General features: G+C 42.7%; 14 protein-coding genes. 10 read left to right on the top strand and 4 right to left on the bottom strand.

The window, feature by feature from the left end; translation table 11 throughout:
- Positions 1-98: 98 nt before the first annotated feature.
- The 3 genes from olsF to FR932_RS15330 all read right to left on the bottom strand — a co-directional run bounded on the left by olsF (position 99) and on the right by FR932_RS15330 (position 3,765).
- Positions 99-1,838, bottom strand: coding sequence for a bifunctional ornithine lipid synthase OlsF (gene olsF / locus FR932_RS15340; protein ID WP_019442316.1), 1,740 nt, complete (start codon positions 1,836-1,838; stop codon positions 99-101).
- Positions 1,839-1,934: 96 nt separating this feature from the next.
- Positions 1,935-2,774 carry an alpha/beta fold hydrolase gene (locus FR932_RS15335; RefSeq protein ID WP_019442315.1) on the bottom strand — a complete coding sequence of 280 codons (840 nt, stop codon included), beginning with the start codon at positions 2,772-2,774 and terminating at the stop codon, positions 1,935-1,937.
- Positions 2,740-3,765, bottom strand: coding sequence for a M14 family zinc carboxypeptidase (locus FR932_RS15330; RefSeq protein WP_019442314.1), 1,026 nt, complete (start codon positions 3,763-3,765; stop codon positions 2,740-2,742). The genes FR932_RS15335 and FR932_RS15330 overlap by 35 nt, the downstream gene beginning before the upstream one ends.
- Before the next feature lie 178 nt (positions 3,766-3,943).
- Here FR932_RS15330 and nhaA point away from each other — a divergent pair, with 178 nt between their 5' ends.
- The gene (gene nhaA, locus FR932_RS15325; protein ID WP_019442313.1) at positions 3,944-5,155 is read left to right on the top strand and encodes a Na+/H+ antiporter NhaA; all 1,212 of its coding nucleotides are present in this window, start codon (positions 3,944-3,946) and stop codon (positions 5,153-5,155) included.
- Positions 5,156-5,248: 93 nt separating this feature from the next.
- Here the strand turns inward: nhaA and rpsT are convergent, their stop codons facing one another.
- Positions 5,249-5,509, bottom strand: a complete 261-nt coding sequence (gene rpsT, locus FR932_RS15320; protein ID WP_019442312.1) for a 30S ribosomal protein S20 — start codon at positions 5,507-5,509, stop codon at positions 5,249-5,251.
- Positions 5,510-5,708: 199 nt separating this feature from the next.
- Here rpsT and murJ point away from each other — a divergent pair, with 199 nt between their 5' ends.
- From murJ to FR932_RS15275, 9 genes are all read left to right on the top strand, one after another.
- Positions 5,709-7,268: a murein biosynthesis integral membrane protein MurJ gene (gene murJ / locus FR932_RS15315; protein WP_019442311.1), complete on the top strand. Its 1,560-nt coding sequence runs from the start codon at positions 5,709-5,711 to the stop codon at positions 7,266-7,268.
- 73 nt (positions 7,269-7,341) lie between these two features.
- On the top strand, positions 7,342-8,274 hold the full coding sequence (gene ribF / locus FR932_RS21560; protein WP_019442310.1) for a bifunctional riboflavin kinase/FAD synthetase: 933 nt from the start codon (positions 7,342-7,344) through the stop codon (positions 8,272-8,274).
- A gap of 33 nt (positions 8,275-8,307) precedes the next feature.
- Positions 8,308-11,127, top strand: a complete 2,820-nt coding sequence (gene ileS, locus FR932_RS15305; RefSeq protein WP_019442309.1) for an isoleucine--tRNA ligase — start codon at positions 8,308-8,310, stop codon at positions 11,125-11,127.
- 293 nt (positions 11,128-11,420) lie between these two features.
- Positions 11,421-11,933, top strand: a complete 513-nt coding sequence (gene lspA, locus FR932_RS15300; RefSeq protein ID WP_019442308.1) for a signal peptidase II — start codon at positions 11,421-11,423, stop codon at positions 11,931-11,933.
- Complete coding sequence (gene fkpB, locus FR932_RS15295) at positions 11,923-12,369, top strand: FKBP-type peptidyl-prolyl cis-trans isomerase (RefSeq protein WP_019442307.1); 447 nt, start codon at positions 11,923-11,925, stop codon at positions 12,367-12,369. Before lspA ends, fkpB begins: the two co-directional genes overlap by 11 nt.
- 12 nt (positions 12,370-12,381) lie before the next feature.
- Positions 12,382-13,326 (top strand): 4-hydroxy-3-methylbut-2-enyl diphosphate reductase, encoded by a 945-nt coding sequence (ispH, locus tag FR932_RS15290; protein ID WP_019442306.1) that lies wholly within the window; start codon positions 12,382-12,384, stop codon positions 13,324-13,326.
- Positions 13,327-13,574: 248 nt separating this feature from the next.
- Positions 13,575-14,024, top strand: coding sequence for a type IV pilus modification PilV family protein (locus tag FR932_RS15285; RefSeq protein ID WP_081588325.1), 450 nt, complete (start codon positions 13,575-13,577; stop codon positions 14,022-14,024).
- Positions 14,021-15,016, top strand: a complete 996-nt coding sequence (locus FR932_RS15280; RefSeq protein WP_019442304.1) for a PilW family protein — start codon at positions 14,021-14,023, stop codon at positions 15,014-15,016. Before FR932_RS15285 ends, FR932_RS15280 begins: the two co-directional genes overlap by 4 nt.
- Positions 15,013-15,453, top strand: coding sequence for a hypothetical protein (locus tag FR932_RS15275; RefSeq protein ID WP_019442303.1), 441 nt, complete (start codon positions 15,013-15,015; stop codon positions 15,451-15,453). Before FR932_RS15280 ends, FR932_RS15275 begins: the two co-directional genes overlap by 4 nt.
- The last annotated feature ends 5 nt before the right edge of the window (positions 15,454-15,458 follow it).

Raw genomic sequence — 15,458 nt, 5'->3', positions numbered from 1 at the left:
AAATCGACGGATTTTGACATAATTAGGGCGGTTAATCAAAAATAAGAAATGATCGCTGACCACACCCTCTGTACTATTAAAGGGTGTAGTCATGATTATCAAGCGTGTTCTAGTTGTAGCGCTTGGGCGTTAAATCGCTTTTTATTCTTGTCAGTAAATTGCGTGAGGTCTAATACGATCAATCCATCAATGCAATGGTTGAAACTCGGGTCGATATTGAAGTCAAAAATCTGTACACCACCGGGTTTACACAATTTAGTGTATTGCTTAAACAAGGTCGGTACACTAAAACCCATATGATTAAGCTGGGCTTTTAAAATGACCATCCCTGACTCTGCATCGGAATCTGCGAATAAGTTGGTTAAACGTCGATTAGCGTGCTCTGACAGACGAAATGGCATACTAGCCGTGGCGACACTTTTTGGATTACCGTAGAAGTGCTGGTAGTAATATACCAATAGTTCTTTAGCGGGTTGTGAATAGCTGTTACTGATGCTCACCGTGCCAAATAGATAGCGGCTGCCGCTATGCTGAATAATGTATTCCATGATGCCTTGCCATAAATACTCTAGGCAACGAGTACCCCAGTATTTAGGTTGAATAAAGCTACGACCAAGTTCTATGCCTGAGGTTAGATAAGGGGTCATCGCTGGTTGATAGTCAAACAAGGTCGCGCTGTAGAGTTGTTGCTGTACCTTGGCTAAATCGACTTTATTGGTTTCTAACAAGCGGTAAGCACCGATTAACTCCAGCTCTTTATCATCCCACAGTAGAATATGCACATACGAATTATCGTAGATATCGACGTCGCGACGTTCGCCAGTACCTTCACCGACTAGGCGGAATGATTCTTCTCGCAAACGGCCTATTTCACGCATGATGGTCGAATTAGCTTGATGGCGATAGCAGTAGATTTGCTTACCATCGCGGCTCTCACTGAGCTTTTGACAAGCGCGTATTTCACTGCGTAATAGCGCCTTGTTTTCAGGGTGAGCAATGGCTGATTGGGTATTGAAAATAGACGGTTTATCTTTGGTTAGGCGATAAAGGTGCTTACGAAATAGTGCTGTTTTGGTATTAATCGGTAAATCTAACGCTTGATAAGTATCGTAATTAATCTGTTCACCAATGCGAATCGACACTGAGTTATGTGCATGTTTAAACATTTCGCGGATCAGCCACAGCGTTGAAATCGGTTTTGATAACATGGACAAACTGTAAAAAAACAGTGAGTTTTTCGCATTGATATAAATAGGAATGATAGGCGCTTGCACGCTGCTGGCGATACGTAAGAAACCATTGCGCCACTTACCGTCTTTCACGCCTTGTGGACTAATACGTGACACTTCACCTGCTGGGAATATAATGATCACACCTTCATCCTTGAGGTGTGTTTTTATTGCCTGTAAACGCTCGCCTGCAGTGCCACCATTCATGTTATCGACTGGTAATAAGTAATCGTGTACTGGCTTGATGATCATCAGCATATCATTGGCGATGACTTTCACGTCTGGACGTACTTTACTGACCATTTTAAGGAGTGCCATGCCATCGAGTGTCCCAATCGGGTGATTGGCGATGATCACGGCTTTACCAGTGGCAGGGATGCGTTCTATTTCATTGGGGCGGACGGAATAACTAAAACTAAAGTGCTCGAATACTTGTTCGATAAATTCGATACCTGTGAGGTGGGCATAGGTTTCGCCAAACTGACGTAATTCACGTTCGTGGAACAGTAATCTGAGTGTCGCCAGCATCGGCTTGGCGATAAGGCGGGTGGTTTTCTTTTGAAAGAAATCAGGATAACGCTGGTTTATTTCGGCTTCTACGTTGAGCATAATCTTCATCCTTTTAGATTATTGATGGTTTTATCATAGAAGTCGAAGATGACATTCGTAGTGATTTTTTATTGCTGTTGGATGACAAGCTGTACGTTAATTTTTGAGCCAACGCGATATTGTTTGGCATACCCAGTCACTGTCATCAAGGGGAAGATCATGCCCTGCGGTGGGATGATAATAGATTGGACATTGCCATTGTTTGGCAATGACAGTGCTGCAGTTAACATCAACGAGTTGGTCGCGAGAACTTGCGAGTAACAAAATAGGTTCAATGGGGGCTTGTGTTGGCGAAATAAAACGGCTGGCAGCAACCAGTTGTCGCAGTGCATTTTGACGGCTTACTGGTTGTTGAACAGCATAATCTGCCCAGCGTTGTGCTAATGCTTGATGATTATTAACTTGAGTATGATAGTGCTGGTTATGGGAAGCAGTATGGCTGGTCATCCTTAAGATGAGCTGTTCTTGTTGTAGAGCAGGGCTGGTTAATATTTTCAGTAGCGTGGGTACATTATGCAATTTAAGGCGCTGGTGAAGAGGACTGAATTGTTTGAAACTGGTATTGATAAAGACCATTTTCTCGATCTCATTGGGGAAATGTTTTGCCCATTCAGTGCAGATCATCGCCCCCATTGAAATACCTAATAGTCGGATCGGATAACTCACGTGGAGATGTTGCTGCCTAAAGGTATTACGCAGTTGCAGCATGATCGCAGTAATAGAGGTGGGGGTTGCTACTTGCCATTGCTGACCAGTCCCTGGGATATCACTGCATAATACGTGACTGTCGAGTTGCTCGGCTAGTTGTTGAGGAAAGTTTTCCCAGTGTTGCTGTTGCCGGCATAAGCCACGGACTAATAACCAGGTCGGTTTGTTATTTCCATTTGATGATGGCATCACGTTATTCTGTGTACCAGAGCGAGGTTGCATCGGCATGATTACTTTCCTTGTTAAGTTGTGGCAGCCAGTGGTTATAAGAGCCTGTGACCTTGATCAAAAACTCCATGAGCACGTGGTGTTGACGCAGTACGCGTTTAACGCGATGGGGCTGAATAGGGTGGAAGATACCACTGGATTTGAACACTTGCAGTGGGTTCTTTTTGATCCAAGTCCATGAACCCATTTCTAGCGTCAAAGAGATAAAGGTAGTATCGAGTGTCAGTGATTGATCGTACAAATAATCCCATAGGTCACCGTGCGTCATGTAGTTACGTGCTTGTGGCTCAAAGACATAATCTTGATGTGGGTAGGTTTCGATAAGCATTTTGCGTAATTTAAATATCTCGGCAAGGTGGGGGATAGGTTGTTTAGATTTTGCATAAGGAAACCAAATCTGGTTATTAAAGCCAAAACCGGAGTGGCAATCTAGGGCTATGCTAAATGGTGCTTTGAGTAATTGTTGAGTCATATGTTCAACGAGGACCCGTGATTCATGTTCCATTGGTTTACCTTTTTTACCACGATACCAAGGTAAAAAATGGCTAATTCGTTGGCCGCCTACCAACCAAGGCACGGTGCCAGCGGCATCAACTGGGGCATTACGCATTAGGTCGACACCATTACCGTTGGCGCGACTATTGTTTAGCATGCCAATGGGATTCATTAATGGTAGAAACACTAACCTGACTTGCTTGAGCTCTTGGTGTAGAGATTGATCCCATGTTAATCGATGAATGAGACTTTCAAATAAGGCTAAGATAACCTGGGTACCGATACGTTCGACACCGTGTATACCACCAATAAAAGCGATAACAGGCACGTTCGACGCTGATGAACCCATACTAATAGAATAAAGCGGGTAGCGAGCTCCTTTGTGAAATACCTGGGCTAACACTTCGCTGTTAAGGTTTTTACCACCTAATTTAATTAACCTTTCTAACTGTACAAGCTCGGGTAATACTTGTTGTTGTCGCGATTTTAATGGCATTAATAATGACCTAAATAGAATGAGTAAAACAATTAATGCATACCAATATAGCGAATTTAATAAATTTAAAGGTTAAACCTTTATGAATTTTCTATACTGAATCAATGTGGTTGGTATTTTGACTTTCTAGCAAGCTCGCTACCTAGTACCACGACCCGTTATTAAGCAAGGAGGCTAAATGTATAAATCGTTAACGCAATTCTTACGCACTGAGTCATCAGGTGGTGTATTACTGATTATCGCCGCTGTCTTGGCGATGGTGGTGGCTAATTCCCCCTTTTCTGATCTGTATTTGAATTTTTTACATACTGAGATGCAAATACGTGTGGCAGATATTGATATCAATAAATCATTCAGTCATTGGATCAACGATGGCCTCATGGCGGTGTTTTTCTTATTGATTGGTTTAGAAGTAAAACAAGAACTGGTGGAAGGGTCACTGGCGAGCCGCAAAAAATCCCTGTTTCCTATTATTGCTGCAGCTGGTGGTATGTTCGCCCCTGCACTGGTGTATTTGAGTTTTAATAGCGCAGATCCTGAAGCGATTAAAGGTTGGGCGATCCCTGCTGCCACCGATATTGCGTTTGCACTAGGGGTATTATCGTTATTGGGGAAGCGGGTGCCAGTTAATTTGAAAGTATTCTTATTAGCCTTGGCTATCATGGATGATTTAGGCGTGATCATTATTATTGCCTTGTTTTACACGGTTGATATGTCGGTGTTATCACTGAGTTTAGCGTGTGCATGTATTAGCGTATTGTGGTTGATGCATCGTTATAACGTCATGAGTTTAACGCCTTACCTTATTGTTGGGGCGCTATTGTGGGTGGCCGTATTGAAATCGGGGGTGCATGCGACATTAGCTGGTGTGGTGATCGGTTTTGCTATTCCTATGTACCGTAAAGATAATAAAAACGATGTTGAAAATCCACACTCTCCGGCGAAGACACTCGCTCATTGGTTACATCCGTGGACTAAGTACTATATTTTACCGCTGTTTGCCTTTGCGAATGCAGGGGTATCGTTAACCAATATTCAATTCAGTGATATGGCATCAGCATTGCCAATTGGCGTGGCGTTGGGATTGTTTATTGGTAAGCCTTTGGGTATTTTTAGTATTAGTTGGTTGGCGGTGAGGTTAAAAATTGCGACGTTACCGGAAGAGGTTAACTTTAAACAAGTTTTTGCGGTGTCAGTGCTGTGTGGCATTGGGTTTACGATGTCGATGTTTATTACGTCGCTGGCATTTACTGATCCCGTCATGGCAGATTTAGCGCGTTTGGGTATATTACTGGGGTCGACGTTGGCGGCTGTATTTGGTTATTACTTACTTGCTTGTGCGACAACAACTGAAAAAAAGATAGAGATTGAAGGGAAAGCGCCAGGATAGCACTAGATAATCACCGATTGCAGTGACATCATATTTTGCAGATATAAAAAAACCAGCCGGAGCTGGTTTTTTCATTATCATATTAAGCAATAATTAAAGTGCTTTGATCTTTGCAGAAAGACGGCTCTTAATACGAGCTGCTTTGTTTGCGTGGATCAGGCCTTTACAAGCCATACGATCTAGAATCGGTTGTGCAGCAACAAATGCAGCAGTCGCTTCTTCTTTATTACCAGCAGCGATAGCTACGATAATTTTTTTAGTTAGTGTACGCATCATTGAACGGCGTGAAGTGTTGTGCTTGCGGCGTTTTTCAGATTGAATTGCGCGTTTTTTAGCAGACTTGATATTAGCCAAGGTCCTACTCCTAAATGTCTAAAGACGTTAATTTTATAAAGGCGAGGAATATGCCTTGCCTAACGAAATTTGTCAATATTTTTGTGTAAATAACAGGCAAAATATTGGCAACTAACTGCAATGACAGTTAAGATGTGGGACATATTTTAGCAGCAAATGCGGCTCACGAACAGGGCTTGATTGACATAAAAGGTATTTCTTGAGTAATAAATTAATAAAATCTGGTCTTATCGTCAGTTCGATGACCATGATCTCACGTGTTTTAGGACTGGTTCGAGATGTTATCGTCGCAAATTTGATGGGCGCGGGTGCTGCAGCCGATGTTTTCTTCTTCGCCAATAAAATCCCCAACTTCTTACGCCGCTTATTTGCTGAAGGTGCATTTGCACAGGCTTTTGTGCCAGTTTTGACCGAATATCAACAAACTGTTGACAAAGAGAAGGTAAGACAATTGATCGCCTCTGTGTCAGGTACTTTAGGGGTATTAGTGACAATTGTTACCTTATTTGGGGTAATTGGGTCACCGTTGATCACTATTTTATTTGGTGCTGGTTGGTTTGTTGATTGGCTTAATGATGGGCCGGATGCACACAAATTTGAACTGGCATCATTTATGTTAAAAATTACTTTCCCTTATTTGTGGTTTATTACTTTTACCGCATTATCTGGTGCAATTTTGAACACTTTGGGTAAGTTTGCTGTTGCGGCCTTTACTCCGGTATTTTTAAATATCGCTATTATTGGTGCGGCATTGTTCATTTCACCGACGTTAGAGCAGCCTGAAATCGGTCTAGCTATTGGCGTATTTATCGGTGGTGCGATTCAGTTTCTATTCCAAATTCCATTTTTAGTAAAACAGAAAATGTTAGTTAAACCACGCTGGGGTTGGCGTGATCCGGGTGTGACTAAAATCAGAAAGTTAATGATACCGGCGATGTTTGGTGTGTCGGTAAGCCAAATTAATTTATTGTTTGATACATTTATTGCGTCTTTTTTAATGACGGGCTCGATCAGTTGGTTGTATTACTCTGACCGATTATTAGAATTTCCGCTGGGTTTATTTGGTATTGCGATTGCGACGGTGATCTTACCCGCATTATCACGTACCCATTCGGCAAAATCTGACACGCAGTTTAAGCAAACCATGGACTGGGGGGTGAGAGTTGTATTACTGCTTGGTACGCCGGCGATGATGGGGATGATCGTACTTGCAGGTCCTATGCTTAAAGTATTGTTTATGCGTGGTGAATTTGGCGCTGATGATGTATCGATGGCGTCGATGAGTTTGATGGCGTATGGCTCTGGACTACTTAGTTTCATGCTTATTAAAGTACTCGCACCTGGCTATTACGCACGCCAAGATACCCGTACACCGGTTAAATTCGGCATTATTGCGATGATCAGCAATATGGGCTTTAACATTATTCTCGCTATTCCATTTGGTTATGTTGGTTTAGCGCTAGCGACGGCAGGTTCTGCCACCTTAAATGCGGGACTGCTCTATTGGGGGCTGCATAAAGAAGGTGTATATAAGGTAAATGGCGATACGGGTAAAGTGATTGCCAAGTTATTCTTGTCTGCTGGTTTAATGGCTAGCTTAATTTACACGGTTAATCCCGATATTGAGCAATGGTATGCGTGGGGATTATTAGACAGTGGTTTATGCCTGCTCGGGTTAATTGGCTTGGCGGCAATAAGCTATTTTATGGCGTTATTGGTGCTTGGTTTACGTCCGCGACATTTTAAAATTACTGACTGAGTACAAATTGTTGCTGACCCTGTGCGTTGACTAAGTTATAATTTGTCGTTTTAGTGGAATAGTTGGCAAAGACATGGAGCTGATTCGAGGCATTCACAATTTGAAGCCACACCATCAAGGGTGTGTTTTAACTATCGGTAACTTTGATGGTGTTCATCTCGGGCACCAATCGGTGTTACGGCAGTTAATCGAAAAAGCGCAGCAATTGAATTTGCCAGCAACGGTGATGACATTTGAACCGCAGCCACTAGAGATGATTATTGGCGACAAAGCGCCTGCGCGATTAACACGATTACGTGATAAATACGCGGCATTGAAAGATCAAAATATTGATCAGTTATTATGTGTCAATTTTAATCACAAGTTTGCTGCCTTGTCTGCAGATGAATTTATCACTCAGTTGTTAGTGGCTAAATTAGGGGTTAAGTATTTAGTCGTTGGTGATGATTTCCGTTTTGGCCATAAACGGTCGGGTGATTTTGCTATGTTGCAAGCCGCTGGTGCTAAGTATGGCTTTGATGTGGTGAGCATGGATACGTTTAGCGTCGCTCAAGCACGCGTCAGTAGTACCATGATCCGTAACGCGTTAGCAGAAGATAATCTTGATTTAGCCAGTGAACTATTAGGCCGACCATTCAGTATTTTTGGTAAGGTTGCTCACGGGGCTAAGCTAGGGCGAACAATTGGCTTTCCGACCGCTAATATACCGTTGAAACGCTGCGTAGACCCAATCAATGGCGTTTATGTAGTTGAAGTGTTAGGTATCAGTAATGATGCCGTACAGGGCGTTGCTAACATTGGTAAACGTCCTACAGTGGGTGGTGTACGAACCCAACTGGAAGTGAATTTATTTGACTTTGAAGGCGACCTTTACGGTAAACAGCTAGAGGTTGTCCTGAAGAAAAAATTACGCAGCGAACAAAAATTTGCATCTTTTGATGTACTTCGCCAGCAAATAGAACGAGATGTCATTGCAGCCAAAACCTTTTTTGGCCTGTCAGTTTAATTTTTAATAATACCAATAACGGAATTAGGATACATGAGCGAATATAAAAAAACGCTGAACCTGCCAAAAACTGGCTTCGCAATGCGCGCTAATTTAGCGAACCGCGAACCAAACATGTTGAAGCAGTGGACGACTGATGATTTATACGGAAAAATCCGTGCCGCGAAGAAAGGTAAAAAAACCTTTATTTTGCATGATGGCCCTCCTTATGCGAATGGTAACATTCACATTGGTCACTCAGTTAACAAGATCCTAAAAGACGTTATTATTAAAGCCAAAGGCTTGTCTGGATTCGACGCACCTTACATTCCAGGTTGGGATTGTCACGGTCTACCAATTGAATTAATGGTAGAGAAGAAAGTGGGCAAACCAGGTCGTAAAGTGACAGCTGCACAGTTCCGCGAAGAATGCCGTAAATATGCGACAAAACAAGTTAACGGTCAGCGCCAAGACTTTATCCGTCTGGGTGTATTAGGCGATTGGCAGAATCCATACTTAACAATGGATTTCAGCACTGAAGCAAACATTATCCGTGCTTTAGGTAAAATCGTAGACAACGGTCACTTACAAAAAGGTTCTAAACCTGTTCATTGGTGTACAGACTGTGGTTCTGCACTTGCTGAAGCAGAAGTTGAATACGAAGATAAGAAATCACCTGCTATCTACGTGCGCTTCACTGCACAAGATCAAGCGGCTGTTAAAGCGGTATTCGGTAGCGATGTTGAAGGTTTAGTGTCAACAGTTATCTGGACTACAACACCTTGGACATTACCTGCTAACCGTGCGGTTGCATTAGCTGAAAGAGTAGAATACTCATTAGTTAACATGGTAACAGAGACTGGTTCACAGCAATTAATTCTAGCGACAGATTTAGTTGAATCTTGCATGGCTGCATTTGCACCTGAAAGTTTCACTACACTGGGTACTTGTACTGGTGCTGCACTAGAAAACTTACGTTTTAACCACCCATTCTATGATTTCGATGTACCAGCTATCTTAGCTGATCACGTCACGACTGAAGCGGGTACCGGTATTGTTCATACTGCACCTGGTCACGGTCAAGAAGATTACGTGGCTGGTTTACGTTATAACCTAGAAATTGCAAACCCTGTTGGCAACAACGGTGTTTACCTTGAAGATACGCCGTTATTTGCTGGTCAACACGTATTTAAAGCAAATGATAGTGTACTTGAAGTGCTGACTGAAAAAGGTGCGTTACTAAACCACCAAGTACTGAAACACAGCTATCCACATTGCTGGCGCCACAAAACGCCAATTATTTTCCGTGCGACACCACAATGGTTCATCAGCATGGAATTAAATGGTTTACGTAATGCGGCAATGAAAGAAATTCAAGACGTTAATTGGGTACCTGCTTGGGGACGTGAACGTATTGAAAGTATGGTAACTAACCGTCCTGACTGGTGTATTTCTCGTCAGCGTACGTGGGGTGTGCCAATTTCTTTATTCGTGCATAACGAAACACAAGAACCACATCCGCGTTCAGCGGCATTGATGGAAGAAGTTGCTAAATTAGTTGAGCAAAAAGGCATTCAAGCTTGGTGGGATCTCGATTCTGCTGATTTGCTGGGTGATGATGCAGTTAACTATACTAAAGCACCTGATACGGTTGATGTATGGTTCGATTCGGGTTCAACACACTTCGCTGTTGTTGATGCACGTAAAGAATACGAAGGCGCTGATATCGATCTTTACCTTGAAGGTTCTGATCAACACCGCGGTTGGTTCCAATCATCATTGATGATCTCGACTGCCATTAAAGGTAAAGCACCTTACAAAGACGTATTAACACACGGTTTCGTTGTTGATGCGAAAGGCCGTAAGATGTCTAAATCTATCGGTAACGTAATGGCGCCACAAGATGTAATGAACCGCCTTGGTGGTGATGTATTACGCTGGTGGGTTGCAAGTACGGATTACACAGGTGAAATGACAGTATCTGACGAGATCTTAGATCGCAGCGCTGATGCTTACCGTCGTATTCGTAATACAGCTCGTTTCCTACTGTCTAACCTTGAAGGTTTCAACCCAGAAACAGATATGGTTGCAGCAGAAGACATGGTGGCATTAGATCAGTGGGCCGTTGGCCGTGCACACGCACTACAAACTGAAATCCTAGCGGATTATGAAAACTACCAAATGCAGAATGTAACGCAAAAGCTAATGACATTCTGTTCAATTGAATTAGGTAGCTTCTACTTAGATATCATTAAAGATCGCCAGTACACTGCTAAATCAGACGGTATTGCTCGTCGTAGCTGTCAAACTGCGATGTACCATATCTTAGAAGCTATGGTTCGTTGGACTGCACCTATCTTAAGCTTCACAGCGTTTGAAATCTGGAACGCGATGCCGGGTGAACGTGCTGAGTATGTATTTACGGAAGAATGGTACACAGGTCTAGCACCACTTGCTGACGATTCAGAGCTAAACAATGCTTACTGGAGCAAGTTACAAGCTGTACGTAGTGAAGTGAACAAGACTGTTGAAGTAGCACGTAACAACGCTGTTGTTGGTGGTTCTCTACAAGCTGACGTGACACTTTATGCTAACGCAGAATTAGCGGCTGACCTTAATAAGCTAGGTAATGAATTACGTTTCCTACTGTTAACGTCAAACACTAACGTTGTTGCTGTCACTGAAGCACCTGCTGATATTGAAGCAAGCGCAATCGACGGTTTATGGATTAGCGTTGCTAAGAGTGAAGCTGAGAAGTGTGAGCGTTGCTGGCACCATAACGACACTGTTGGTCAATCTGAAGTACATCCAACATTGTGTGCGCGTTGTGAAGATAATATCGATGGTGAAGGCGAACAACGTCAATTCGCTTAAGCGTTAATATATTCATTACGCTTACGCTAATTTTTGAGAGTAAGTATAGTGCGCGTAAAGAAGGGTAATGACCATTAAGTTGTTATTATCCTTCACATAGAATGCCTACTGTGTACTGGTTAGTTTAATCAGGACAAATACAGTAGGCATTTTTTTATGGATTAATGCTTAACCCACGATATAAAATGATATGATTGTTAACAATCTATTTCAAAATGCTGAATTGCTAATGATAACAATTTAGCTATTACATGCTATTTATCGTCATCATGTTGACGAATCAGAGGATAAGAATGACTGCAGGTACAACAAAGAGAACGGGACTCATCTGGCTTTGGCTAGCCGCTATTGCATTTATTATTGATTTGGGCACCAAGTCTTTTGTTGTCAGTCATTTCCAATTAGGTGAATCGGTAAATATACTACCTGTTTTCAACTTCACCTATGCACGTAATTATGGCGCAGCATTCAGTATGCTTGCTGATGCCGGAGGTTGGCAGCGTTGGTTCTTTGGCGTTATTGCTGTCTCTGTTTCAGGCTTATTAATTTACTGGCTTAAGCAACAAGCGGCCAATAAATATTGGAGTAATATCGCTTACGCGCTCATTTTAGGTGGTGCGTTAGGCAATTTATATGATCGTATTCTTCATGGTTATGTAATTGATTTTTTACATGTGTATTGGGACAAGAGCCATTTCCCAATCTTTAATCTAGCAGACACTTGGATCTGTATTGGTGCCGCGATGTTGATCCTGGAAGCCATTATGGAAAGTAAGAATGACAAGGAATCATCAAATGACAGTTAACGTAGCAACAATTGGCGACGACAGCCAAGTACTTATGCATTTTACTATTACTTTAGCTGATGGCTCTGTTGCAGATAGCACTGAGTTACAAGGTAAACCTGCTAAGTTAGTAATTGGTGACGGTAGCTTAACCCCTAACTTTGAGCGTTGCTTATTAGGACTAACTGTTGGTGATAAGAACAAGTTTGAACTGCAACCTGAAGATGCATTCGGACAACCTAACCCAGATAATATTTACTACTTAGATCGTGCTAAGTTTACCGAAGTGAAAGCAGAAGTTGGCTTAATTGTTGGTTTTACTCAACCTGATGGCGCTGAATTACCGGGTATGATCCGTGAAGTTGTCGGTGATTCTGTCACTGTCGACTTTAATCATCCGTTAGCGGGACAAGTCGTGACGTTTGAAGTTGAAATTTTAGAAATTAATGCAGAATAAATAAGGTTTATGATGGAAATTTTACTCGCTAATCCTCGTGGTTTTTGTGCTGGTGTTGATCGTGCTATTAGCATTGTTGAACGAGCATTGGAGCTGTTTGAAACCCCTGTGTATGTACGTCACGAAGTAGTACATAATCGCTATGTGGTGGATGGCCTGAAAGAGAACGGTGCTGTTTTTGTCGAAGAATTGGATGAAGTGCCAGACGGTCGCGTGGTTATTTTTAGTGCCCACGGTGTATCAAAAGCAGTGCAAGCTGAAGCGAAACGTCGTGACTTAAAAGTCTTTGATGCAACTTGCCCATTAGTCACTAAAGTACACATGGAAGTAACACGTGCTAGCCGCCGTGGTATTGAATGTGTATTGATTGGTCATAAAGGTCATCCTGAAGTTGAAGGGACTATGGGCCAGTATGATAATGCTGACGGCGGTATGTACTTGGTTGAATCGATTGCTGATGTTGCAGCACTAGAAGTTAAAGATGTAACGAATTTAACTTACAGCTCGCAAACGACGTTATCGGTTGATGACTGTGCTGAGATCATTGATGCATTACGTGAACGTTTCCCTGAAATTAACGGGCCACGTAAAGATGATATTTGCTATGCGACGCAAAATCGCCAAGACGCAGTATCAAAACTGGCAAACATGGTTGATATTATGTTTGTGGTTGGTTCTAAAAATTCATCAAATTCAAACCGTTTACGTGAAAAATCAGAGAATATCGGCGTGCCGTCTTACCTGATTGATAATGCGGGTGATATCGATCCTGTGTTGTTGGAAGGCAAACTAAAAGTGGGTGTTACAGCGGGAGCATCGGCCCCTAAAATTCTGATCGATCAGGTGGTTGAAAAGCTGCAAGCCAGTGGTGGTAAGCTGGTGACCGAAGTTGAAGGTCGCGCTGAAAATACGATCTTTGAAGTGCCAGCTGAATTACGTATTAAACAAGTAAATTAATTCGTGATAATGGAGCTCGCTAGTCGTTGACTGGTGAGCTTTATGCGAAATATTCCTCATCTCCCTCCCCGATACAGTTAACTCTATCGCCATCGATAGAATCTTTTTCTTTGCTCATTTGAATGATGGTTCAGAACAGCCCTTTGCCTTCACAGAATCAAACTCATGATGTTTACATAAAATACACATTTTAGTAACATTGCTGCGTTCGAGTTATTTAAGTACAAATTATTTAAAGTGAGTTAGTTATGCAATCTAGAAAGGATTCTGGATTCAGTCTCATTGAAGTGATGGTCACATCATTGATACTTGCCGTAGGCCTGCTTGGCATAGTGGCATTGCAAGGGATTGCGAAGAAATCATTAGCAGATACAGATAAGCAAATTCAAGCCGCTTTTCTGGCGCGTACCGCGTTGGAAGAATTACGCGCGGATACCCGTTGGCTTACTGCCACTTCAAGTTCGTCACCTAGCCAAGATAGCGAAATCTCCGACATTCTCACTAATGCAGCAAACTCTGCGGCACTCAGTAACATGGCCATATGCCGTAATGTGGCTGGCACTGTGACCATTGCAGTGAGCTGGCAAATTCAAAATACGGCAGCCGCATCAGGCGCTGTTAATGGCGCAGCCTGCGGTTTGGCAATCGATAACCGCCGACAAGTGGTTCTCACCAGTTTGATCTCGGAGGCGATATGAAAATGAAACAAATGGGTTTTAATTTAGTTGAACTGATGATCGCCCTCGTAGTAGGCATTGTGTTAATGACGTCGATCACAACGATGTTTGTGGATACTAAGGTATCGGTAAATCGTTCTTCGACCGTCTCTAACTTACAACAGCAAGCACAGCTAGCGCTGCAGGTATTAGTCGAAGACGTGCGGAGTATTGGCAGTTGGGCTGAATTTTCAGGAGAGCCCTTAGCCGATATAATGTCACCTGCAATGGCATTAGCTGCTGGCAGTTGCTCGCTATTCCCGACGGCCGGAGGCAATACGACTGCTACACTGAGCGAACCTCAATGGGCAAATTGGGTGGAAATAGCCTCTGCTGGTACTTTTACCGAATCCGATTGTATCAATGATAGTGATGGTGCAGGCTACAGTTTGGCTGCAAACAGTGACGTGCTGTCTTTAGCACGCATACAGGGTAATACGGTCACTGTCGCTGCTATGACGACAACTGATTATTACTTAGCTGTATCACCGCAACAAACGCAATTATTTAAAGCGTCGGCACTAAACGGTGCCACTAATATAGATAATGCTGAGTTCTATCCCTATTTACATCATACCTATTTTGTTGAAACCCATGCTACTTCAGGTCCGCGGTTAACGCGTTTTTCGCGGCAGGGAGATACACTGACTAATGATTTAATAGTCGGTAATATTGAAGCGTTCCGGATTGAATTCGGAGTAGATACCAGTATTCCTCGAGATGGTAGCGCGGATAGCTATTATCTCAGTAATGATGCTAGTTTCACCGCAGAAATGTGGAGTAATAATCAATTAGTATCAGCACGTATCTACGTATTAGCCAGAGCAACCAACCCCGACCTGACATTTAATAATGATGCGAATTATAATCTTAGATTTACGCCTTTTACTCCCACGGCTAATGATAATTACAGGCGGTTTTTGCTTTCCACTACTGTGGTAATTCGTAATAACATAATGGCGGTGACACGATGAAAACACAGCAAGGTATAACCCTTTTTATTGTTATTATTATTCTGGTCGTCGTGACGTCACTGGCTGCGGCAGTGATCACTGAAACGCGATTAGGGCAAAACGCCATTGGTTTAACTCAGGAGCGATTAGCCAATGAGCAGGAATTATTAGGTGGTGTTGATCAAATCATTAATGATGCAGCTCTGATCAACAACATCATGGCGATGACTGAGGACCAAGGGGCTAATATGGTTGCTGTTGGGTTTAATACCACCGCCAATATTCAATTACGTGGAGAGGCTTATTGTAAGCGTACCGCCAATGCGTCCAGCATTAATTTAATTAATTGTCGGTACGCAAGGATCGACTTTACTCAGGCAAACGATCAGCGTCGTGTGCAGGGAGGCAGTATGACCTCCGGGATAGAGCAACCATTTTTAGTTGCACAGAATAAATAAGGATA

The organism is Moritella marina ATCC 15381 (assembly GCF_008931805.1).
Taxonomy (GTDB): domain Bacteria; phylum Pseudomonadota; class Gammaproteobacteria; order Enterobacterales; family Moritellaceae; genus Moritella; species Moritella marina.
The sequence above is the reverse complement of the archived record's forward strand: the minus strand, read 5'-3'. Positions and strand labels throughout refer to the sequence as shown.

Coding starts and splice junctions, on each gene's coding strand:
- FR932_RS15285 (WP_081588325.1), top strand. CDS start 13,575: ATGCAATCTAGAAAGGATTCTGGATTCAGTCTCATTGAAGTGATGGTC.
- lspA (WP_019442308.1), top strand. CDS start 11,421: ATGACTGCAGGTACAACAAAGAGAACGGGACTCATCTGGCTTTGGCTA.
- FR932_RS15330 (WP_019442314.1), bottom strand. CDS start 3,765: ATGCCATTAAAATCGCGACAACAACAAGTATTACCCGAGCTTGTACAG.
- FR932_RS15335 (WP_019442315.1), bottom strand. CDS start 2,774: ATGCCGATGCAACCTCGCTCTGGTACACAGAATAACGTGATGCCATCA.
- olsF (WP_019442316.1), bottom strand. CDS start 1,838: ATGCTCAACGTAGAAGCCGAAATAAACCAGCGTTATCCTGATTTCTTT.
- FR932_RS15280 (WP_019442304.1), top strand. CDS start 14,021: ATGAAAATGAAACAAATGGGTTTTAATTTAGTTGAACTGATGATCGCC.
- ribF (WP_019442310.1), top strand. CDS start 7,342: ATGGAGCTGATTCGAGGCATTCACAATTTGAAGCCACACCATCAAGGG.
- fkpB (WP_019442307.1), top strand. CDS start 11,923: ATGACAGTTAACGTAGCAACAATTGGCGACGACAGCCAAGTACTTATG.
- nhaA (WP_019442313.1), top strand. CDS start 3,944: ATGTATAAATCGTTAACGCAATTCTTACGCACTGAGTCATCAGGTGGT.
- FR932_RS15275 (WP_019442303.1), top strand. CDS start 15,013: ATGAAAACACAGCAAGGTATAACCCTTTTTATTGTTATTATTATTCTG.
- ispH (WP_019442306.1), top strand. CDS start 12,382: ATGGAAATTTTACTCGCTAATCCTCGTGGTTTTTGTGCTGGTGTTGAT.
- ileS (WP_019442309.1), top strand. CDS start 8,308: ATGAGCGAATATAAAAAAACGCTGAACCTGCCAAAAACTGGCTTCGCA.